The sequence below is a fragment of the Streptomyces albiaxialis genome (assembly GCF_039530985.1).
Classification (GTDB): Bacteria; Actinomycetota; Actinomycetes; order Streptomycetales; family Streptomycetaceae; genus Streptomyces; species Streptomyces albiaxialis.
Genome location: NZ_BAAAPE010000009.1, coordinates 266047 through 287813, shown reverse-complemented (window position 1 = coordinate 287813; position 21767 = coordinate 266047). Strand labels below are relative to the sequence as shown.

At 72.3% G+C, this 21767-nt stretch carries 16 protein-coding genes and 1 pseudogene; 8 read left to right on the top strand and 9 right to left on the bottom strand.

The window, feature by feature from the left end; translation table 11 throughout:
* Nucleotides 1-70 precede the first annotated feature (70 nt).
* Nucleotides 71-448: a GntR family transcriptional regulator gene (locus tag ABD343_RS19385; protein WP_344529822.1), complete on the top strand. Its 378-nt coding sequence runs from the start codon at nt 71-73 to the stop codon at nt 446-448.
* Here the strand turns inward: ABD343_RS19385 and ABD343_RS19380 are convergent.
* Nucleotides 440-1171 carry an SAVMC3_10250 family protein gene (locus ABD343_RS19380; RefSeq protein WP_344529820.1) on the bottom strand — a complete coding sequence of 244 codons (732 nt, stop codon included), beginning with the start codon at nt 1169-1171 and terminating at the stop codon, nt 440-442. The two genes, ABD343_RS19385 and ABD343_RS19380, sit on opposite strands and share 9 nt — an antisense overlap.
* Before the next feature lie 279 nt (nt 1172-1450).
* On the opposite strand from ABD343_RS19380, the gene ABD343_RS19375 reads away from it, so the two are divergent.
* Genes ABD343_RS19375 through ABD343_RS19355 form a run of 5 tightly spaced genes read left to right on the top strand, consistent with a single transcriptional unit; the run spans nt 1451 to nt 9420 of the window.
* On the top strand, nt 1451-5185 hold the full coding sequence (locus tag ABD343_RS19375; protein ID WP_344529818.1) for a nitrate reductase subunit alpha: 3735 nt from the start codon (nt 1451-1453) through the stop codon (nt 5183-5185).
* Nucleotides 5185-6858 carry a nitrate reductase subunit beta gene (gene narH / locus ABD343_RS19370; protein ID WP_344529816.1) on the top strand — a complete coding sequence of 558 codons (1674 nt, stop codon included), beginning with the start codon at nt 5185-5187 and terminating at the stop codon, nt 6856-6858. Before ABD343_RS19375 ends, narH begins: the two co-directional genes overlap by 1 nt.
* Nucleotides 6855-7472 carry a nitrate reductase molybdenum cofactor assembly chaperone gene (gene narJ / locus ABD343_RS19365; RefSeq protein ID WP_344529814.1) on the top strand — a complete coding sequence of 206 codons (618 nt, stop codon included), beginning with the start codon at nt 6855-6857 and terminating at the stop codon, nt 7470-7472. Before narH ends, narJ begins: the two co-directional genes overlap by 4 nt.
* Nucleotides 7469-8185 (top strand): respiratory nitrate reductase subunit gamma, encoded by a 717-nt coding sequence (narI, locus tag ABD343_RS19360; protein WP_344529812.1) that lies wholly within the window; start codon nt 7469-7471, stop codon nt 8183-8185. The genes narJ and narI overlap by 4 nt, the downstream gene beginning before the upstream one ends.
* Nucleotides 8167-9420: a nitrate/nitrite transporter gene (locus ABD343_RS19355; RefSeq protein ID WP_425578219.1), complete on the top strand. Its 1254-nt coding sequence runs from the start codon at nt 8167-8169 to the stop codon at nt 9418-9420. Before narI ends, ABD343_RS19355 begins: the two co-directional genes overlap by 19 nt.
* Here the strand turns inward: ABD343_RS19355 and ABD343_RS19350 are convergent.
* Nucleotides 9321-10139, bottom strand: coding sequence for a helix-turn-helix transcriptional regulator (locus ABD343_RS19350; RefSeq protein ID WP_344529810.1), 819 nt, complete (start codon nt 10137-10139; stop codon nt 9321-9323). The two genes, ABD343_RS19355 and ABD343_RS19350, sit on opposite strands and share 100 nt — an antisense overlap.
* 87 nt (nt 10140-10226) lie before the next feature.
* On the opposite strand from ABD343_RS19350, the gene ABD343_RS19345 reads away from it, so the two are divergent.
* On the top strand, nt 10227-10640 hold the full coding sequence (locus ABD343_RS19345) for a nuclear transport factor 2 family protein (protein WP_344529808.1): 414 nt from the start codon (nt 10227-10229) through the stop codon (nt 10638-10640).
* Nucleotides 10641-10646: 6 nt separating this feature from the next.
* Here ABD343_RS19345 and ABD343_RS19340 read toward each other — a convergent pair whose 3' ends face one another.
* The gene (locus tag ABD343_RS19340) at nt 10647-11798 is read right to left on the bottom strand and encodes a DUF5925 domain-containing protein (RefSeq protein ID WP_344529807.1); all 1152 of its coding nucleotides are present in this window, start codon (nt 11796-11798) and stop codon (nt 10647-10649) included.
* A gap of 102 nt (nt 11799-11900) precedes the next feature.
* Between ABD343_RS19340 and ABD343_RS19335 the strand changes: the two genes are divergently transcribed.
* Nucleotides 11901-13304 (top strand): xylan 1,4-beta-xylosidase, encoded by a 1404-nt coding sequence (locus ABD343_RS19335; RefSeq protein WP_425578218.1) that lies wholly within the window; start codon nt 11901-11903, stop codon nt 13302-13304.
* Between the two features lie 179 nt (nt 13305-13483).
* Here the strand turns inward: ABD343_RS19335 and ABD343_RS19330 are convergent, their stop codons facing one another.
* The 6 genes and pseudogenes from ABD343_RS19330 to ABD343_RS19305 all read right to left on the bottom strand — a co-directional run bounded on the left by ABD343_RS19330 (nt 13484) and on the right by ABD343_RS19305 (nt 21743).
* On the bottom strand, nt 13484-17122 hold the full coding sequence (locus tag ABD343_RS19330) for a lipopolysaccharide biosynthesis protein (RefSeq protein WP_425578217.1): 3639 nt from the start codon (nt 17120-17122) through the stop codon (nt 13484-13486).
* A 25-nt stretch (nt 17123-17147) separates the two neighbouring features.
* The gene (locus ABD343_RS19325) at nt 17148-17927 is read right to left on the bottom strand and encodes a polysaccharide deacetylase family protein (protein WP_344529980.1); all 780 of its coding nucleotides are present in this window, start codon (nt 17925-17927) and stop codon (nt 17148-17150) included.
* Between the two features lie 138 nt (nt 17928-18065).
* Nucleotides 18066-18965: pseudogene (locus ABD343_RS19320) on the bottom strand (glycosyltransferase family 2 protein); the annotation flags it as partial.
* Nucleotides 18966-19015: 50 nt separating this feature from the next.
* Nucleotides 19016-19918 carry a glycosyltransferase family 2 protein gene (locus tag ABD343_RS19315; protein ID WP_344529803.1) on the bottom strand — a complete coding sequence of 301 codons (903 nt, stop codon included), beginning with the start codon at nt 19916-19918 and terminating at the stop codon, nt 19016-19018.
* 324 nt (nt 19919-20242) lie between these two features.
* Nucleotides 20243-21352, bottom strand: coding sequence for a GNAT family N-acetyltransferase (locus tag ABD343_RS19310; protein ID WP_344529801.1), 1110 nt, complete (start codon nt 21350-21352; stop codon nt 20243-20245).
* Nucleotide 21353: 1 nt separating this feature from the next.
* Nucleotides 21354-21743 (bottom strand): hypothetical protein, encoded by a 390-nt coding sequence (locus ABD343_RS19305; protein ID WP_344529799.1) that lies wholly within the window; start codon nt 21741-21743, stop codon nt 21354-21356.
* Nucleotides 21744-21767: the final 24 nt, after the last annotated feature.

Sequence of the window (21767 nt, the reverse complement as noted above, 5' to 3'; positions counted from 1 at the left end):
ACGTTACGGGCAACGGCCCGGCCCCGTCTCCCGTTTTCCGCCCGGCGCGGCGCGGGGGAGAATCACCCGCATGAAGGTCGTCATCGATGCGTCGGCTCCCCAGGCGCCCTACGAACAGGTCCGCGCGCAGATCGCGGAGCAGGCGCGCGCCGGGTCGCTGCCCACGGGCTACAAGCTGCCGACGGTCCGCGGACTCGCGGAAGAGCTGGGCCTCGCGGCGAACACCGTCGCGAAGGCGTACCGCGCGCTGGAGTCCGACGGGGTGATCGAGACGCGTGGCCGCAACGGCACGTTCATCGCCTCCGCGGGCGACGCGGCCGAACGGGAGGCGGCCGACGCCGCCCACACCTTCGCCCTCCGCGCCCACCGCCTGGGCCTCGACCAGGAGGCCGCGCTGCGCACGGCGGTCACGGCGCTGCGCGCGGTCTACGGCGCGGACTCAGACTGAGCCCTCGGCCGCGTACTCCACCAACAGGGGGCTCGCGACCAGGTACGTCGCGCCGGTGTCCGGGTCGGTCAGCGGGTCGGCGGAGACGCGCGCGAAGCCGCGCATCCGCGTCGCCGTCTCCGGGTACGCCTGCCGGTCCAGCGTCCTCACCAGCTCGCCGACCGCCTCCGGCAGCGGCGAGAACCCGGGCTCCGGCTCCTCGTCCGTGGCCGACGGGCGGCCCTCCAGGTCGGACAGCAGCGCCCGGCCGGGGGACGCCTGGACGACCCTGGTGATGAACATCGGGCCGTTGCTGAAGCCGTCGTGCGCGGTGACCACCGTCTCGTCCGCCGGGCCGTCGACCGGCTGCGGGATCGCGTTCGTCAGATGCGCGGCCGAACCGTGCAGCAGCAGCCTCGGCCCGTCCGTGCCCGCGAGCGACAGGAACAGCAGCGTGCCCGCGAACTCGCGGGGCGTGAGCTGGTGGAGCGGGGCCTCGAACTCGACCCAGTGCCCGGCCCGCACCTCGGGGTCCCCGGGAGTCCTGGCCCTGCTCCGGATCTCGGCGACCACCTTGCCGAGCCGCTTGAGCCGCTCGGCCTCGGCGTCGGTCGCGGCCCGCTCGACCTCGGCGCCGCCGACCGGCGTGGTGACGTTGACCCTGCTCGCCCGCGGCCACCGCCTTCCCCGTATCGGCAGGAACTGCCGCAGCTTGCGGTCGGAGAGGTAGACGACCTCCCGCATCGTTTCTCCTTCACCCGAAGAGCCGGACATCCGAAGAGCCGGACATCCGAAGAGCCGGACACCCGAAGAGCCGAACGCCAACCGTCATCCTAGGCCCGTCCGTCAGAGCCGGAACGCCCTTGCGAGGGGGGCCGGTCGGCCCTCGGGCCATGGACGGGCCGGCCCTCGGCCGCACCCGGTCCGACCAGGGAGGGTCACTCGTACGGACGTGCTCCGCGCGCGTCCGCCGACCCCGCCGCCTTAGCTGGTGCGCAGCCCCGTAGTCCCGAGGAGCAGCCCGTGACAGCCCCCAGTTCCCGCAGGACAAGGCCAGGCCTCGACGGTGCGGCGAGTCAACTGCTGCTGCGGACGGGAAGGTTCTTCACGAGCGGCGTCGTCTCGCCCGATCTGCGCACGGTCACCAAGGAGGGCGGCCGCGAGGGCGACGTCTTCTACCGGGACCGCTGGAGCCACGACAAGGTCGTCCGCTCCACGCACGGCGTGAACTGCACGGGCTCCTGCCGCTGGAAGGTGTACGTCAAGGACGGCATCATCACCTGGGAGACGCAGGAGACCGACTACCCCTCCGTCGGCCCCGACCGGCCCGAGTACGAGCCGCGCGGCTGCCCGCGCGGCGCCGCCTTCTCCTGGTACACCTACTCGCCGACCCGCGTGCGCTACCCGTACGTGCGCGGCGTGCTGCTGGAGATGTACCGCGAGGCCAAGCGGCGGCTGCGCGACCCCGTCGAGGCGTGGGCCTCGATCCAGGCCGACCCGGAGCTGCGCCGCACGTACCAGAAGGCACGCGGCAAGGGCGGGCTGGTGCGCGCGAGCTGGGAAGAGGCCGTCGAGATCGTCGCCGCCGCGCACGTCCACACGATCGCCACGCGCGGCCCCGACCGCGTCGCCGGGTTCTCGCCGATCCCCGCGATGTCGATGGTGTCCCACGCCTCCGGCGCCCGTTTCATGTCGCTGATCGGCGCGCCGATGCTGTCGTTCTACGACTGGTACGCCGACCTGCCCGTCGCCTCCCCGCAGGTCTTCGGCGACCAGACGGACGTCCCGGAGTCGGGGGACTGGTGGGACGCGGCGTATCTGATGATGTGGGGCTCGAACGTCCCCGTGACCCGGACGCCCGACGCGCACTGGATGGCCGAGGCACGGTACCGGGGCCAGAAGGTCGTGGTGGTCGCGCCCGACTACGCCGACAACGCCAAGTTCGCCGACGAGTGGCTGCACCCCCACCCCGGCACCGACGGGGCGCTCGCGCTCGCGATGGGGCATGTGCTGCTGCGCGAGTTCTTCGTCGAGCGGACCGTGCCCTTCTTCGACGAGTACGTACGGCAGTTCACCGACCTGCCCTTCCTCGTCACGCTGGAGGAGAAGGACGGGGCCCATGTGCCCGGCAAGTTCCTGCGCGCCGCCGACCTGGGCGAGGGGAGCGAGGGCGGTGAGGACGGTGAGGGCGCGGAGTGGAAGACCGTGGCCCTGGACGACGCGACGGGCCTGCCCGTGGTCCCCAACGGCTCGCTCGGCTTCCGCTGGACCGAGGGCGGAAAGGGCCGCTGGAACCTGGACCTCGACGGCGTACGCCCCCGGCTGTCCCTGTACGAGGACACCACTTCCGTACCCACCGAGGTCCTGCTGCCCCGCTTCGATGCCGACGGGCCCGCGCACGGCCAGGGCGGGGGAGCGGCCGTACGGCGCGGGGTGCCCGCACGGAAGATCGCCGGGCGCCTCGTCACCACCGTCCACGACCTGCTCCTCGCCCAGTACGGCGTGGGCCGCGAGGGCCTGCCCGGGAGCTGGCCCGAGGGGTACGAGGACGCGTCGGCGCCCGGCACCCCCGCCTGGCAGGAGACACTGACGTCCGTGCCGGCGGCGAAGGCCGTGCGGATCGCGCGGGAGTTCGGGCGTACGGCCGAGGAGTCCCGGGGCCGCTGCATGATCCTCATGGGCGCCGGGACGAACCACTGGTTCCACTCCGAGACGATCTACCGGGCGTTCCTCGCGCTGCTCCAGCTCACCGGCTGCCAGGGCCGCAACGGCGGCGGCTGGGCGCACTACGTCGGCCAGGAGAAGTGCCGCCCGTCCACCGGCTGGGCCACGCTGGCCTCCGCCAACGACTGGTCGCGGCCGCCCCGCCAGATGATCGGCACCGCCTACTGGTTCCTCAACACCGACCAGTGGCGCTACGACCGCTTCACCGCCGATGTCCTCTCCTCCCCGCTCGGCGAGGGCCGGTTCCGGGGCATGACCGGCGCCGACTGCCTGGCCGCCGCCACCCGCGCCGGGTGGATGCCGTCCTACCCGACCTTCGACCGCAACCCGCTGGACCTCACCGACGAGGCGGCGGCGGAGGGGCAGGACCCCGCGGCGTACGCGGTCGAGCAACTCCGCTCCGGCAAGCTCGGCTTCGCCTGCGAGGACCCGGACGCGCCCGCCAACTGGCCGCGCGTCCTGACCCTCTGGCGGGCCAACCTGCTGGGCTCCTCCGCCAAGGGCGCCGAGTACTTCCAGCGGCACCTGCTCGGCACCGACTCCGCCGTACGCTCCGAGGAGGCGCCCGAGGAGCTCCGGCCCCGCGACGTGGTCTGGCACCACAAGGGGCCCGAGGGGAAGCTCGACCTGCTGCTCTCCCTCGACTTCCGGATGACGTCCTCCACGCTGATGTCGGACGTGGTGCTCCCGGCGGCCACCTGGTACGAGAAGCACGACCTGTCCAGCACGGACATGCATCCGTACGTGCACGCGTTCAGCCCCGCCGTGGACCCGCCCTGGCAGGCCCGCTCCGACTTCGACGCGTTCCACGCCATCGCCCGCCGCTTCAGCGGACTGGCCCGCGACCACCTCGGCACCCGCCGCGACCTGGTCGCCACCCCGCTCCAGCACGACACCCCCGGCGAGACCGCGCAGCCCGGCGGCGTGCTGCTCGACTGGCGCGCGGGGGAGTGCGAGCCCGTGCCCGGAAAGACGATGCCCGCGCTCACCGTCGTCGAGCGGGACTACACGGCCGTCGCCGACAAGATGGCCGCCCTCGGCCCGCTCGTCGAGGAACTCGGGCTGCCCGCCAAGGGCATCGCGCTCCGCCCCGACGAGGAGGTCGCGGCCCTGCGCGCCCGCAACGGCACCCAGCGCGGCGGACCGGCCGACGGCAGGCCCCTTCTCGACACCGCCGTCAAGGCCGCCAACGCCATCCTCGCCCTCTCCGGCACCACCAACGGGCGCCTCGCCACCCAGGGCTTCCACACCCTGGAGGCCCGCACGGGCCAGGAGATGGCGCACCTCGCCGCCGAGCACGAGGGCAAGCGTGTCACGTACGAGGACACCCAGGCGGCCCCCGTCCCGGTCATCACCTCGCCCGAGTGGTCCGGCAGCGAGGCGGGCGGGCGGCGCTACACCGCGTTCACCCTCAACACCGAGCACCTCAAGCCCTGGCACACCCTCACCGGCCGCCAGCACTTCTTCGTGGACCACGACTGGATGGCCGAACTCGGCGAGCAACTGCCCGTCTACCGGCCGCCGCTCGACATGAACAAGCTCTTCGGCGAGCCACGCCTCGGACCCGACGGGGAACGCGAGGTGACCGTCCGCTACCTCACCCCGCACAACAAGTGGTCCATCCACTCCGAGTACCAGGACAACCTCTTCATGCTCTCCCTCTCCCGCGGCGGGCCCACGATCTGGATGTCGCCGCAGGACGCCGGATCGATCGGCGTCCGCGACAACGACTGGATCGAGGCCGTCAACCGCAACGGCGTCGTCGCCGCCCGCGCCGTCGTCTCCCACCGCATGCCGCACGGCACCGTCTATATGCACCACGCGCAGGACCGCACCGTCGACGTCCCCAAGACCGAGACCACCGGCAAGCGCGGCGGGCTCCACAACTCGCTGACCCGGCTCATCCTCAAGCCCAGCCATCTCATCGGCGGCTACGCCCAGTTCTCCTGGGCCTTCAACTACCTGGGGCCGACCGGCAACCAGCGCGACGAGGTCACCGTCATCCGGCGCCGCGAGGCGGAGGTGACGTACTGATGGCCGGGCGGCGCGTGATGGCGCAGATCGCCATGGTCATGAACCTCGACAAGTGCATCGGCTGCCACACCTGTTCGGTCACCTGCAAGCAGGCGTGGACCAACCGCGGCGGCGTCGAGTACGTCTGGTTCAACAACGTCGAGACCCGCCCCGGGCAGGGCTACCCCCGCCGCTACGAGGACCAGGAGACCTGGCGCGGCGGCTGGGAGCTGAACAGGCGCGGGCGGCTCAAGCTCAAGGCCGGCGGCCGGTTCAAGAAGCTCGCCACGATCTTCTCCAACCCCAAGATGCCCGGCATCAAGGACTACTACGAACCCTGGACGTACGACTACAAGAACCTCACCGATGCCCCACTCGGCGACGACATCCCCGTCGCCCGGCCCCATTCGCTGCTCTCCGGCAAGCCCATGAAGATCGAGTGGAGCGCCAACTGGGACGACGACCTCGGCGGCATGCCCGAGCACGGCGATCAGGACCCCGTCGTCGCCAAGCTGCGCGAAACAGCATCCGAAAAGGTGAAGTTCGCGTTCGAGCAGACCTTCATGTTCTACCTGCCGCGCATCTGCGAGCACTGCCTCAACCCGTCCTGCGTGGCGAGCTGCCCCTCCGGCGCGATGTACAAGCGCAGCGAGGACGGCATCGTCCTCGTCGACCAGGACAGGTGCCGGGGCTGGCGGATGTGCGTGAGCGGCTGCCCGTACAAGAAGGTCTACTTCAACCACAAGACCGGCAAGGCCGAGAAGTGCACGCTGTGCTACCCGCGCCTCGAAGTCGGCATGCCCACCGTCTGCTCCGAGACCTGCGTCGGACGGCTGCGCTACCTCGGCGTGATGCTCTACGACCCCGACAAGGTCCTCGAAGCCGCCTCCACCCCCGACGACCAGGACCTCTACGAGGCGCAGCTCGGCGTCTTCCTCGACCCCGAGGACCCCCAGGTGCGGCGCGACGCCGAGCGCTCCGGCATCCCGCACGACTGGATCGAGGCGGCCCGCCGCTCGCCCGTCCACGCCCTGATCAGCAAGTACAGGGTCGCGCTGCCGCTCCATCCCGAGTACCGCACCATGCCGATGGTCTGGTACGTCCCGCCGCTCTCCCCGGTCGTCGACGCGCTCACCGAGAGCGGGCACGACGGCGAGGACGCGGACAACCTCTTCGGCGCCATCGACACCCTGCGCATCCCCCTCGAATACCTGGCCGAACTCTTCACGGCCGGGGACACGGGGCCCGTGCGGGCCGCGCTGGAGAAGCTCGCCGCCATGCGCGCCCACATGCGGAACGTCAACCTCGGCGGCCCCGCGGCCGGATCCGGGGACCCCGAGGGCCTGGAGATCGAGGAGATGTACCGGCTGCTGGCCCTCGCCAAGTACGAGGACCGGTACGTGATCCCGACCGCCGCCGTGGGCGACGCGCGGCGGCTGGAGGAGTCCGCGCTCCCCGACGCGTGCAGCCTCGACTTCGACGGCGGCCCCGGCATGGGCGGCAACGGCCCCCTGGGCGAGGGCTCCGGGGACGAGACTCCCGTCGCCGTCGAGAACTTCCACGCACTGCGCGAACGCCAGTCCGCCGACGAGCCCGCGGCCTCCCCGCCCGGCAAGGGCCGCGTGAACCTCCTCAACTGGGACGGCAACGGCCGCCCCGACGGACTCTTCCCGGAACGGGGTGACGAACGGTGAGCCGCCACGCCGTCCTCCACCAGGCCGCCGCGTGCTGCCTGACCTACCCCGACGCCTCCTTCCACGACGACCTCCCGCTGCTGCGCGAGGCGACCGCCGGGCTGCGCGGCAGGCCCGTACGGCTGCTGCGCGGCTTCCTCGACCACGCCGAGGCCACCCCGCGCGCCGAACTCGCCGCGCACTACGTGCGGGTCTTCGACTTCAAGAACCGCCGCAGCCTCTACCTCACCTGGTGGACGGACGGCGACACCCGCCGCCGCGGCATGTCCCTGGTCCGCCTCAAGGAGACCTACCGCGCCCACGGCCTCGACTTCGCCGACGGCGACGAACTGCCCGACTTCCTCCCCGCCGTGCTGGAGTTCTCCGCCCGCGCGGGCACCGACACCCTGCTGCGGCGCCACCGCCCGGCCCTCGAACTGCTCCGCCTCTCCCTCGCCGACTGCGAGACCCCGTACGCCGCCGTGCTGGCGGCCGTCTGCGCCACGCTGCCCGGCGCCTCGCCCAAGGACCGTGCCGCCGCGCGGGCGATGGCGCGCGGCGGGCCCCCGCGCGAGGACGTCGGCCTGGAGCCGTTCGGCCCCCACGTACCGGAAACCACGGGAGTACCCCGATGACCGCCCTCTGGAGCGCCCTGCCCTACGTCGTGATCGCACTGCTGATCGCGGGCACCGTCTGGCGCTACCGCTACGACAAGTTCGGCTGGACCACCCGCTCCTCGCAGCTCTACGAGTCCAAGCTGCTCCGCATCGCCTCGCCGCTCTTCCACTACGGCATCCTCTTCGTCCTCGCCGGGCACCTCGTCGGGCTCTTCATCCCCGCGTCCTGGACCGACGGGCTCGGCGTCAGCGAGCACACGTACCACCTGCTGTCGCTCTGGACCGGGACCGTCGCCGGCGTCGCCACGGTCCTCGGCATCGCGCTGCTGATCTACCGGCGCCGCACCGCGGGCCCCGTCTTCCGCGCCACCACCGCCAACGACAAGCTGATGTACCTCGTGCTGCTCGGCGCGATCGTGCTGGGCATGTGGGCCAAGCTCTCGCACGCCACCGGCGAGGGCTACGACTACCGGGCCACCATCGCGCCCTGGCTGCGCGGCGTCTTCACCCTCCAGCCCGACTCCGCGCTGATGGCCGACGTGCCCGTGCTCTACCAGATCCACGTCGTCGTCGGCTTCGCGCTGATCGCCCTGATCCCCTTCAGCAGGCTGATCCACATCTTCAGCGCGCCGGTCCAGTACCTGTTCCGCCCGTACATCGTCTACCGCAGCCGGGACCGGCGGCAGCTCGCCGCCCGCCCCGAACGCCGGGGATGGGAGCGCATCCAGTGACCAGCACCTCCTCCTCGGCCGCGTACCGGAACCTGGTCATGGCCACGGTCGGCTTCGCGCTGACCTTCTGGGCCTGGAACCTCGTCGCGCCCCTGGCCGGGGACTTCGCCGAGGACATCGGCATCAGCTCCTTCGCGCAGTCCGTGATGGTGGCCGTGCCCGTCCTCGTCGGCTCCCTCGGCCGGATCCCGGCGGGCGCGCTCACCGACCGCTACGGCGCGCGGCTGATGTTCCCCCTCGTCACCGCGCTCACCATCGTGCCCGTGCTGCTGCTCACCGTCGTCAAGGACTCGTTCGCCGGGCTGCTGATCGTCGGCTTCTTCCTCGGCCTCGGCGGCACGACGTTCGCCATCGGCATCCCGCTCGTCAACTCCTGGTTCCCGCCCGCACGCCGGGGCCTCGCGCTCGGCGTCTTCGGCATGGGCATGGGCGGTGTCGCCCTCTCCGGCTTCTTCACGCCGCGCATCTACAAGCACGGCGAGAACCTCCCGTTCCTCGTCGTCGCGATCGCCCTCGCCGCCTTCGCGGTCCTCGGCTACCTGCTGCTCAGCGACCACCCCGACCGCACGGTCCCCACGACCTCGCTCGGCCGACGGCTCGCCCAGGCCGGGGAGCTGCGCGTCACCTGGGAGCTGTCCGCGCTCTACGCCATCGGCTTCGGCGGCGTCGTCGCGTTCGGCGTCTACCTGCCGACGTACCTGAAGACCTGGTACGAGCTGAGCCCCACCGACGCGGGCACCAAGGCCGCCGGGTTCGCGCTCGTCACGGTGATCTTCCGGCCGATCGGCGGCTCGCTCTCCGACCGGATCCACCCGGCGGTGGTCACGGCCTGGGCGCTGGGCGTCGTCGCGCTCTTCGCCGTCTTCCAGGCCTTCGACCCCGGGCTCTACCCCGTCGGCACGGTCTGCCTGCTCGTGATGGCCGCCGGGCTCGGCACCACCAGCGGCAGCGTCTTCGCGCTCGTCTCCCAGGTGACGCCGCAGGCCCGGGTGGGCAGCGTCACCGGCATCGTGGGCGCGGTCGGCGGCCTCGGCGGCTTCGTCCCGCCGATCGTCATGGGCGCGATCTACAGCGCCAAGGACTCCTACGCCATCGGCTACATGCTGCTGGCCATGCTGGCGCTCGCCGGATGCGTCTACTCGTTCGGCCGGATGCGGGGCGCGGACGCGAGTGCGGACGCGGGTGCGGACGCGGGGGCCGAGAACCAGGACGCGGTCTCCTCGTCCGCCGGGTAGTACGACTCGATCGCGACCTCGTCCAGCGTGATGTCCATCGGGGTGCCGAACGTGGTGATCGTCGAGAAGAGGCGCAGCTCGCGTCCGCCCATCCGGAAGACCATCGGCAGCACCACATCGGATTCCACGGACACGTCCGCCGTCTCCTCGTCCCCGGGCGCCAGCAGCTCCTCGTAGAGCGCGGTCAGCCCGGGGTCGGGCGCGGCGGCGAGGCTGCGCGAGAGGCGGGCGCGGAACACCGCGCGCACGTCGGCCAGGTTGACGAGCCGGGACGCGAAGCCGCGCGGATCCAGCCCCAGCCGCACCATGTTCACCGGAGGCCGCAGCAGCTCCGGATCGACGTCCGCGAAGAACGGATCGACGGAGCGGTTGGTCATCACGACGTTCCACCGCCGGTCGATCACCACCGCCGGATACGGCTCGTGGGCGCGGAGCACCCGGGCGACCGCGTCCCTGGCGGCGCCCAGCGCGTCGCCGTCGAGCGGGCGTTCCTCGTACCGGGGTGCGAAGCCCGCGGCCAGCAGCAGCCGGTTGCGCTCGCGCAGCGGCACGTCGAGCTGGGCCGCCAGCCGGAGCACCATCTCCGCGCTGGGACGGGACTTGCCGGTCTCGACCAGGCTGACGTGACGGGCCGAGACATCGGCGGCGAGCGCCAGATCGAGCTGGCTGAGCCTGCGCCGCTGCCGCCACTGCCGCAACAACTCTCCGACGGTGTCCACGCGCCGGAGAGTACGGCCCCGCCGGGACGGGCGCCATGAAACGGCAGTTCATCGACAGCTCCGACCCGACCGGCCGACACTCGCCGCATGACCACCGAAACCACGGCTGAACAGAACAAGGAACTGGTCCAGAGAGGGCTCGCGCAGCTCCTGGAGACCGGCGGCACCGACACCCTCGCCCCGCTGCTGAGCGACGGCTTCCTCCACCACAGGCCCGACTCCACCGCCCGGACCAAGGAGGAGTGGCTCGCGGCCATACGTGCCGCCCTCGTCCCGCTCGCCGCCATGCGGGTCGAGATCCGGCACCTGCTGGCCGACGGCCCGTACGTCATGATCCACACGCGGCGCTCGCTGCCCGACGGCGGGCCGGAGATCGCGGTCGTCGACCTCTGGCGGTTCGAGGACGGGCTCGTCGCCGAGGCGTGGGAGATCATCGAGCCGGTGGCCGAGGCCGCGGCCCACCTGCGGTGGTGGGAGCCGGAGCCCGCCACCCGCCCGTAACGCCCCCTACAGGTACAGCCCTGCCCCGGCCTTCTCCTGCGCCGGGACCGACGCCGGGCTCTTCCCCTTCCGCAGGGCGAAGAGCTCGGCCAGGGTCGCCCCCTCGCGCCCCACACCCTCGTCCGTGCCGAGCCACGAGGTGGCCTCCTCGCGGCTGAGGGGGCCCACCTCGATACGGGCGAGACAGCGCCCGGGCCGGACGACCGCGGGGTGCAGCCGCTCCAGGTCCTCGTTCGTCGTCACGCCCACCAGCACGTTCCGCCCCTGGCCCAGCAGGCCGTCCGTCAGGTTCAGCAGCCGGGAGAGCGCCTGGCCCGCCGCGTACTTCGCCTCGCCGCGGATCAGCTCGTCGCAGTCCTCCAGCAGGAGCAGCCGCCACCGCTTGGACTCCGAGTCGGAGTCGTCCGCGCCGATGGCGATGTCCATGAGATAGCCGATGTTGTTGAACAGGTGCTCGGGGTCCAGGACGCAGTCCACCTGGCACCAGTCGCTCCACGAGCGCGCCAGGGTCCGCAGCGCCGACGTCTTGCCCGTGCCGGGCGGCCCGTGGAGCAGGAGCAGGCGGCCCGAGATCTCGTCCGGGGTGACCTTCATCAGCTCGTCCATCGCGGAGGCGACCCGCGTCGTGTAGTTGGGCCGGACCTCCTCCCAGGTGCCCGCGCTGATCGTGCGGGTCGTGCGCCGGGGGCCGCGCATGGGCGAGTGGTACCAGAACCCCATGGACACCTCGTCCTCCTGGGGCTCCGGCTCGTCCTCCGCGTCCTCGACGGCCTGCTTCAGCCGCTGCTCCGCCAGCTCGTCGCTGACCGCCGTGACCGTGACCTCCGCGCCCTGGCTCCAGCGCGAGACCCGCACCGTCCAGCCCTCGCCCTCGGCGAGCACCGCGCCCGAATTGTCGTCACGGGCCTCGCGCAGGATGTGCGCACCCGGTGGCAGCAGGGTGCGGCCCTTCTTGACGCGGTCCACGGTGTGGCTGCGGGAGTAGGGCTGCTCGCCCGTCGTGAAACGGCCGAGGAACAGCGCGTCGATGACGTCGCCGGTCGAGTCGCTGTCGTCGATGGTCAGCCGCGGGGGCAGGGTCAGCTCGGGGCGGGTCGCCCGGGGGGTCTCGGAAGCCAGGACGTCACTCCTGTCGTCGGGGCGGAGCTCGGAACACATGCCGGCCATGATCCGGCATGGAACCAGCGTACGCACCCGGGTTTCGGGGGAACCTCCCAAACCGGGCGTGACGACCGTACGCTGAGACGCGGGGTGGGACGCATGGGGCGGCACACTGGGGGACGCGCGGCGATGAACGTCGCGCGATGGCGGCTGGCAGGCCTGCTCGGAGCCGGGATCGTCGCGCTGGGGCTGGTGCTCGCCGCGTTCGGCCCCCCGCCGTGGGACGGTGACGAGGGCAAGGGCGGCGACGCGGGGGTCTACGGGACGCCGACCCCGCCCCGCGGCCACCCCGACGCCGACGTCGGCTGGGGCTTCACCCACACCCAGGTCAGCGCCGACGAGGGCGAGGACGCCGCCAAGGACCGCGCCGCGAAGCTCCTCTCCGCCACCCGCCTCCCGCAGAACCAGCACATCATGGGCTGGGGCGCGGACAACCCCGAACCGTCCCCCGGGAAGTACGACTTCGAGGCCCTGGACAAGCGCGTCGAGACGGTCCGCAGGAGCGGCGGCACGCCCGTCATCACGCTGTGCTGCGCGCCCGACTGGATGAAGGACGGCGGACGCGCGGGCTCCACCGACTGGTCCGAGCTGGAGACGGCGCCCTCGCCCCGGCACTTCGATGACTTCGCGGCGCTCGCGGGCAAGATCGCCCGCCGCTACCCCGAGGTGCGGCACTTCCTCGTCTGGAACGAGATGAAGGGCTTCTACGACGACGCGGCGCAGCGCTGGGACGCCGCGTCCTACACCCGCCTCTACAACCTGGTCCACGACGAGCTGAAGAAGGCGGACAAGGACAACCTGGTCGGCGGCCCGTACACGGTCATGGACAGCGTCGGCAAGGCCAGCCAGTACGCGTCCTCGGTGCGCGGCCCCTGGGGAGCGCTCGACCAGCGCTCCCTCGACGCGGTCTCGTACTGGAACAAGCACAAGAAGGGCGCCGACTTCGCCGTCGTCGACGGCTCCAGCTACACGCGGGACGACCGTCTGCTGCCGGACGAGTTCGGCGCGACGGACAAACTGGCGGCCGTGACGCGGTGGGTACGGAAGGAGACCCGGCTGCCGGTCTGGTGGGCCGAGTGGTACGTCGAGGTCGGCGACGCGAAGGACGAACGGGACGGCTGGAGCGAGCCGCACCGCACCGCCGTCCAGGCCTCGGCCCTGATCGCCCTCGCCCGGAGCGGGGCCTCGGCGGGCTTCTACTGGAACCCGCAGAACAAGGGCGCGGCCTGTGCGGGGTGCCTGTGGCGCAGCACCCGGCTGCGGGACGGCGGCACCGAACTCCCCATGCTCCGGCTCCTCGCCCGCTTCTCCCGCGAATTCCCTCCGGGGCGCACGGACTTCACCCCCGTCCGCGTCGCGAAGAACGACCTCCCCAACGTCCGAGTGCTGGCCGACAAGGACACGGCCCTCGTCGTCAACACCTCCCCGAACCCCATCGAGGCCAAAGTCGCGGGCCGCACCTTCGACATGAAGGGCTACGAAGTGAAATGGCTCAACCGCTGAGCCCCCTTCAGGGGCGCGAGGCTGCGTCCGATCTGCGGCTCCGCCGCGCGGGCGCGCCGGGTCACGACGCCACGGGGCTTGCCAACTAGGGGCGCGGGGAACTGCGCGACCAGCCACGGCGCAGCCGCAGCCCGCGAAGCACAGCTCGGGGCACCCCGTATTCAGCCCCCTCCGCGGGGTCACTTCATGGTGAGGAAGCGTTGGAGGAGCGAGGCTGACAAGAGGAGCATCAGAGGCAGGCTGAACCAGAACGTGCTTTGGAGCCAGGCCAGCTTTCGTTCAGAGGGCGCCGCGACAACTCGTACCACCTCTCGCGAGGTCAACAACACGAGCAGCACCACCGCCGCCAGACCCCCCATCACCGACCAAGAGGTCCAAGTGATGCTCGGTCCGACGGGACCAGGATCAGGACGTTCAGCCTTGGCCGGCGACTTCGACCGAAGCTCGTACAGGACCGCGTCCTCGTTGGAGAAGACCCGCCGCAGCTCCTTCCGCTCGTCCAGCGCCGCACTCATCCGCTCCCGCCACTTCTCGGGGTAGCCCGCGTCGAAGTGGAGGGCGGTGGACTGGCCCTCGTTGAGCATGAGATAGGAATGGGGGCCCGCCTCGCGCAGGGCCTCGACGAGGGCCGGGGCCTTGCGCGCGGTGAGCGGCGCGAGCGTGGGCACGTACTCGACGCGTTCCATGTCGCGGGAGCCCCACGGCATCGCGGGGGTCACGTTGTTGACGGTGTCGTTGGTGGGCCACAGCACGCGGACGGTCGGCTTGTCGTGCGCGTACACGTACTCCATGGCCGCGACCTCGCCGCCCCGTACGCGCTCGAACGGCTCGTTGCCCCAGCGTGCGACGAGGAAGCCCATCATCAGGGTGAGCCCGGCGAGCAGCGTAGCGACGCCCGCGAGCCAGTGCGGGCGGCGCGCGTGCGGGCGCGGGAACAGCGCGAGCGCCGCCAGCACGCACGCGCCGGGCGCCGCGAACAGGAAGACGCGCAGCGCGATCTCGCCGCCGTACGACTGCGCGCCGAAGGCGAGGAAGGGCAGCGCCGTCAGGACGATCAGCGCCCGGTCCGAGAGCCCGGCGCGCAGCCGCCGCAGCACCCCGCACGCGGCCAGCGCCAGCGTGCCGCCCGCCAGCGCGACCCGCGCGTACAGCACGAGTTTGTGCGTCTCGCTGCCGCCCTCGATGCGCCCGGAGACCGACGAGGAGACGTTGCCGCCGACGCCGCCGACCCCGCCGAACAGCTCGTCGAAATGCCCCGACCAGTACGGCTCGGCCAGGAAGCCGATCCACACGGAGAGCAGCACGGCGCACAGCAGCGGCAGCCCGTACAGCACCGTACGGCGCACGAACACCAGCCCGATGAGCACGCCCAGCATCACGAACGGGGTGAGCTGATGGCCCGCGACCGAGGCGAGAAACAGCGCGAGCAGCACGGCCAGCAGCACCCCGCGCTCGGCCCGTGACGTCCAGCGCGGCGGCTCGGCCTCGCCCGGCTCGCGCTTGCCGCGCAGCACCCGGGGCTCGCGGAACCACACCAGCAGCAGCGCCACGAACAGCAGGTAGAACAGGAACGTGAAGCCCTGCGGCGAGAAGTAGTCCTGCCCGACCCAGCCCGCGAGCGCGAAGAACCACAGGGCGCACCACTTGGCCCGCCAGCCCGCGCGCACGGCCCGCAGCAGCAGGACCAGCGGCGCGAGGTACGCGAGCTGGATCAGCGTGGGCCACCAGCGGATCAGGCCCGTCAGGTCCTCCACCCCGCACGCCTGCGCGAGGAACGCGGCGCCCGCGAAGAACCCGGGCCAGCTCCACCGCGCGTCGAGGTCGGGCACGGCCGTACCCGTACGGGTGATGTGGTCCAGGAATCCCAGGTGCTGCCACGCCGTCGGGAAGCGCGGCGCGTCCTCCAGCACGGCGGGCACCGCGTGCAGCGAGACGACCGTGACCAGCAGCGTGACGACGAGCAGCAGCCGGTGCTGCCGCGCGGTCCACAGCGCGGCGGCGAAGACGCAGACCAGCAGCGCCGCGCCGAGCAGCGTGGCCCCCGGCAGCACCGAGACGAGGCCGAGGCCGCCCATCGCCTCCAGATCGGGCTCGCCCATGCCGGTCAGCGGCAGCCAGTACAGCGCGACGGCGAGCGCGAGCAGCATCCACAGCGTGGTCACGGGACGGCCGAGCCAGGCGAACCGCTCCCGCGGGAACAGCCCGGGGGCGTCGGGCAGCGGCGTGCCGCGCGGCGGGGTCACGCTCGGGTGCCGCTCCAGGTGTTCGAGGTCGGCGCGCAGATGCAGCGTCGGCTCGTCCTCGTCCTCGTCCCGCGCCCAGCTCGGCCCGTTCCTCCCGTCCGTACCGCCGCCGTGCCCGTGCCCGTGCCCGAGGCCGTGCCCGAGCCCGTGCTCGCGCTCGCGGTTCCGTCCGTCGTCGCCGTCCGCCGCCAGGTCCGACAGGTCGCCGTCGGCCGCCGCCGCGCGGTTCCTGGCGGGCGGATGCGCCTTGAGGATGCCGCGCAGCTTCCATCCGGCGATCAGCGCGACGAGCGTGAGGCTGCCCGTCTCGGCCAGGCCCGCGCCCGTCAGTCCCATCGGCGGCAGCAGCGCGACGGTCAGGCCGAGGACCAGCAGGCACAGCAGGCCCTGGAGCCATGCCAGCCCGGAGGTGCGGCTCTGGGCGCGCAGCACCGCGTAGTACGTCTCGATGACGACGCGCAGTACCGCGCCCACCGCGTAGAACCGCAGCAGCGGCGTCGCCGCGTCCGTGTATCCCTTGCCGAAGACGCCGAGGATCTGCGGCGCGAAGAGGAACAGCCCGCCGCACACGGGCAGCATGATGCGGGCCATACGGCGCAGCGCCGCCCGGCAGTTGTCGGCGATCCGCGCGGGACTGTGCGAGCCCTCGACGGTGAGCGAGGCGCCCATGTTGATCGCGAGCAGATTGATCGTGCCGCCGATGGTGGTGGTGATGTAGAAGTACGCGTTGTCGGTGGAGCTGACCTGCGAGGCGACGATCACCGGGACGAGATAGACCACCGCGAGGGAGAAGAGCGCGCCCGTGTAGTCGCCCGCCAGGAAGCGGCCCATCTCGCGGTAACCGGCGGGCCTGGCCGTCTCCCTGGTGGCCTCGACGTGCCGGGGCACCAGCCGCCGGAAGACCAGCCAGCCGAGCGGAATCGTGGACAGCCCGATCGCCAGCCCCCACGAGACGAACACCCCGCTCGTGGGGATCGCCGCGGCCAGCGCGACCAGCAGGATCAGCTTGACCGTCGAGAAGACGGTGTTGCCGACCGGCACCCACTTCGCGCTGCGCAGCCCGGTCAGCACCCCGTCCTGGAGCGTCAGCAGCGACCAGGCGACCACCGCCAGGACGAAGCCGAGGCCGGGCAGCGGCCCGTGCAGGAAGCCGTACGAGGGACCCCACCAGTCCAGCGTCAGCAGGAAGACGAGCGCGGCGCACGCGACGACGGCCGAACTCGCCGTGTACGTACGCAGGATCAGCCGTCCCGTCGTCCGCCCCGCCACCGGGATGAAGCGGGCCAGCGCCCCGATCAGGGTGACGGCCGTGAGGCCCGCGAGGAACTTCATCGCGGCGATGGCCGCCGAGCCCTGGCCGACCGCGTCCTCCGAGTAGTAGCGGGCCGCGACCACCCAGTAGCCGAGGCCCAGCACGGCGGAGATGCCGGTGTTGAGCATCAGCGCGTAGGCGTTGCGGAAGAGCTGGCTGCCGCCGCCCTTCCCGCCGCCCCCGGCGGGTCCCTCGCCCCCGGCGGACGGCCCCTGCCCGGTGGGGCCGGGGACCGTGCGTGCCGAGGTGGTGGTGTCAGTCACGTGGTCCGCGCTCTCCCTTCACGACTCACGACTCACGACTCACGACGTCCGCGGCGCGGAGCGCGCGGCGCGTGCGCCGGACCACCGCGTAACCCTTGCCCAGCACCCGGTCGCGCGCGAACGTACGGCCGATCGCCCGGCCCTCCACGAGCCGCGCGAACTCCTCGATGCCGGTGGTGCGCCGCACCGTGAGCCGCGTCAGCGCGAACGGGCTCTGCCGGGTGCTGGCCAGCGCGTTGTTGACGGCGAGCGACTGCTGGAAGCCGCCGTCCCGCACGGCTTGCCGTACCCGCCTGCTGGAGTACCCGAACGGATAGGCGAACGACACCGGGGCCGTCCCCGTCTCCTGCGCGAGCAGCTCGCGGCAGTGCGCGATCTCGTACCGCAGCGCCTCGTCGGAGAGCTGGTCCATCTGCGGGTGCGTATGGCTGTGCCCGCCGATCTCCAGCCCGGCCCCGGCCAGTTCGCGCACCTGTTCCCAGGTGAGCATGGTGTCCAGCGCGCCGCCCGCGTGGTGCGGCCCCGGCAGCCAGCCGGTGGAGACGAAGAGACCGGCGGCGAAGGCGTGCTTGGTGAGGACGGGCAGGGCATGCCGGTGCACGCCCTCGTACCCGTCGTCGAACGTGATCAGCACGGCCCGTTCCGGGGCGGCCTTCCCCGCCCGCCACAGCGCGCCCAGCTCCGCCGTGGTGAGCGGCGTGAACCCGCCGTCCTCCAGGAACTCCATCTGCTCGGCGAACGCCTTCGGCGTCACGGACAGGGCCCGCGTCGCCTTCGCGGGGTCATCGCCGACCGCGTGGTACATCAGTACGGGCACGGGCACGGGTACGGCCTCCGGTGCGGGCCCGGCTCCGGCTCCGGATACGGCGCCCCGGGGCCGTTCCGGTGCCGCCTCGGGGGCTCCTTCGGGGGCGGTCTCCTCCGGGAGCGCGGGGGAGAGACGGCCCCTGGCGTAGCCCCACGCCGCCGCGCCCGCGCCCAGGACGATCGCGCCCGCGCGGCCCGCGCCGCCCGCGCGGAGCAGCAGGGCGTCACGCAGGCCCCGCGCGACCCCGAGCGGCAACGCCCGCGTCGCGTACGCGCGTTCGGTGGACAGGCCGTCCTGTGCTCCCGCGAGCCGCGCGACCGTGGCCTTGGAGAGGCCCTCCGCGTAGGCGCGCGTCCGCAGGTACGCGAGCCGCTCGCGGTCCGCCGGGACGCGGTGGTGGATGATCGCGCGGTCGTCGATCAGCAGCAGCGCGTCGTCCGGCGCGGCACGCCGCAGGCGGATGCACAGCTCCGTCTCCTCGCAGCCCAGCGGCAGCCGGGTGCCGTCGCGGCCGATGCCCGTCGCGAAGTCGCCCGCCAGCTCGAAGGCGCGGCGCCGGAACGAGGCGTTGCCGCCGAGGACGTTGCGCACCGGCACCAGGCCGCGCGGATGGCCGCGGTACATGCAGCCGACGGCCCAGTCGAACTCCTCGGGGAACCAGGCGGGGCGCCGTCCCGACGCCCACACCGGTTCCGTACGGCCGCCGACGGCCAGGACGCGCGGGTCGGCGTAGGCCGCCACGAAGCGGCGCAGCCAGTCCCGTTCGGCCACGGCGTCGTCGTCGAGGAACGCGATGACCTCGCCGCTCGATGCGGCGATCCCGGTGTTGCGGCCGGAGGAGAGGCCGCGGGGGCCCGCGTTGGCGAGCACCCGCACCTCCCTCGTCCCGGCGAAGCGCGCGTCGAGCCGCCGCAGCAGCGTCGCGTTGTGGTCGACGACGAGCAGCGTCTCGCGCGCAGGGTACGACTGCGCCCGCACCGAGGCCACCGCGGCGAGCGTGTCGCCCCAGCGGTCCTCGGTGTAGGCACAGATCACGACGGAGACCGGGACCGTGGGCTCCGGCGCCGACGGCGAGGGGCCCCGGCTCACGAAGCCTCCCGGAGGCCGGCGGCCGGGGCCCTCTCCGGCCTGTACCGCCTGCCGCCGTGCTCGCGCAGGATGACGCGCAGCACCCGCATCCCGTCGCGCACGGCGCGCAGGTTGCTGGTGCCGTGGATGCGCTCGTACTCGTGGCTGGGTATCTCCTGGACGCGCAGTCCGGCGCGGACGATCCGGATGTTCATCAGGGTCTCGACCTCGAAGCCCGCGCAGTCGAGGTCGATGTCGTCCAGGCAGTGCCGCCAGAAGGCGTTGTATCCGTAGCACAGGTCGGTGTAGCGGGCGCCGAACTTGCGGTTGACAAGGGTGGTCAGGACGCGGTTGCCGAGCTTTCTGACCGGCGTCATGTCGTCCGTGCCGCCCCCGTTCGCGAAGCGGGAGCCCTTGGCGAAGTCGGCGCCGCCCACGAGCGCGGAGACATAGCTGACGATCTCCGCGCCGTCCGCCGAGCCGTCGGCGTCGACCATCACCACGATCTCGCCGGTGCTGGCGGCGAAGCCGCTGATCAGGGCGTCGCCCTTGCCCCTGCCCCGCTGCTCGACGACCTTCACGTCGGGCCGCAGCTCGCGCGCGACGGCGACGGTGCCGTCCGTGGAGTTGCCGTCCACGAGGACGACCTCGTGGATCCAGTCGGGCAGCGACTTGAAGACGTACGGCAGGTTCTCCGCCTCGTTCATCGCCGGGATCACCACGCTCACGGGCGGGGCGATCGCCAGGTGGGACGAGACGGGCCGGTACGTCTGCTCCGGTTGCGTCTGCTGCTGTGCCTGCTGTGCCGGTTGCGTCTGCTGCTGTGCCTGCTGTGCCGGTTGCGTCTGCTGCTGGGTCTGTTGCGCCTGCTGGCTGTCTTTCTGCGTGCTGTCGGCTAACGGCCGCACCACTGATGCCATGAGTCTGTTCCCTCTCGTCCGGTGGACCGCACGCGCCTGAGCGGTCCGGCAATGTGTCCGGTTCGAAAGGGGGGTTGCTGCTCCGCCCTCCGCGGAGCGCTGGCTTATTCGTCACTTCCCGCGCGGCCCGTCCGAGACGGCACCCCCCTACCGCGCCCCGCACCCTCCGCCCGTGACGGCTGCGCCCTCCCCTGGAGCCGCCGCTTGCGTCCCCACCGGAGTGGGGTGATGCGGGTGGATGTACGACGGTATTGACACATTGGAGTCATGAGCAAGGCCTGGGACGCGATTCCCGCAATGCCATGACTCAGGGCATCACCTCCGCTATCTCCGGTGTGTCCGTGCCGTGCGGATTGTGCCCGCCGCCTTGAGCAACCGGTCGGCGGGCGCGAAGAGTTCGGGCCTCGTCTGTACCGCGTTGCGCAGCGCGCGGACGGGTGCGCGGTGCGCCCGGTGTCCGAGCGCCACCGGGTGACGGCGCGTCACCCAGCCCTCGTAGACGGTGAGATCGCGGGTCTTGAGCAGGTCCTTGTACTCCTTCTGGCCCCGCCCCAGATCCACGTACGCGACGCCCTCGCGCGCCGCCGCCTCCGCCATCCGCAGGTGCATCACGATCCCCGGCGAGTAGCGCGCGAACGCCGGGTCGTACGCGGGGAACCAGCAGGTGTGCACCCTGTCCGAGCGCAGCCCGAAGTGCGCGGCCACCGGCCGGTCCCCGGCGTAGAGCACCGAGAGCTGTCCGGCGAAGCGGTCGGAGCGCGAGTGGAAGAGGTGCTGTGCGAGGCGGACGATCCAGGCGTGCGCGAAGCGGTCGCTGCGCCCCGTGCGCCGGTACTGCGCGGACTTCCACGCCATCAGCGTGCGCAGGGCCGCGGGGTCGCGCTCGTCGTGTACGTACCGCACCTCGCCGACCCTGCGGCCCAGCTTGCGCTCCTTGTAGAGCGTGGTGCGCGTGAACTTGGGCGAACGGGTGCGGAGTTCGCCCAGATAGGCATCGAAGCCCTGGTCGAGTCCGATCACGGGTGAGGCGAAGGCGCCCGTGATCCCCCGGTCGAATCCCGGCTGCCCCTCGGCCAGGTGGTCGAACTCCCAGACGGCCAGACCGCACGCACGCAGCAGTTCCCTCGGGTCCCAGGTGAAACCGGGCCGGTGGACGATGCCCTGGCAGTCGGAGATCCCGAGCCCGATGGCCCGCCCGACGCCGAGCGACGTGCGCTGGTACGGGAAGAACGCCGCCGGTTCCCCGTCCCCGTCCCGCACGACCGCGATCCGCGCCCCCGGGCGGCAGCGGCCGAGCGCGAGGGTGAACTCGGGGGAGAGGAACGGGTTCGCGAGCTGAGGTGAACCGTGCAGGTGCGCCTTGGCCTGGAGCGACGACCAGGCCGCCCGGTCGGCGGCGCTGAGTTCTCCGGGGCGGCACACTGCGATGTCCACGTCAGGCTTCCTGTCTTTCGCGGCCCTGGGCGGTGCGGCCGCGGGCGAGGGAGAGGAGCAGCAGGGCGGTGCTCAGCGCCGCGACGACGGCGACGCCGCCGCGCGCCGACCACACGTGCAGCGCGATCATGGCCTGCCCGACGAGCAGGTCCACGGCGAGCGCGCCGATGACGGCGACGACGGTGCGGCTGAGCGGATCGAGCCGGGGCAGCAGGGCGGCCAGCGCCCCCGCGGGCGCCGCGAGGAGGAAGAAGAGCGTCAACGGAGCCCGCAGCACCGAGTCCACGTCCACCAGGGCCAACGCCGCACCGACCCCACCGACCCCCACGGCGGCCCCGGCCAGCGCCGGAACGGAGTCGCTTCTGACGCGTGATCTGTGAATCGTCTGCATTGGCGGCCGGTCCCCCCGGAATGC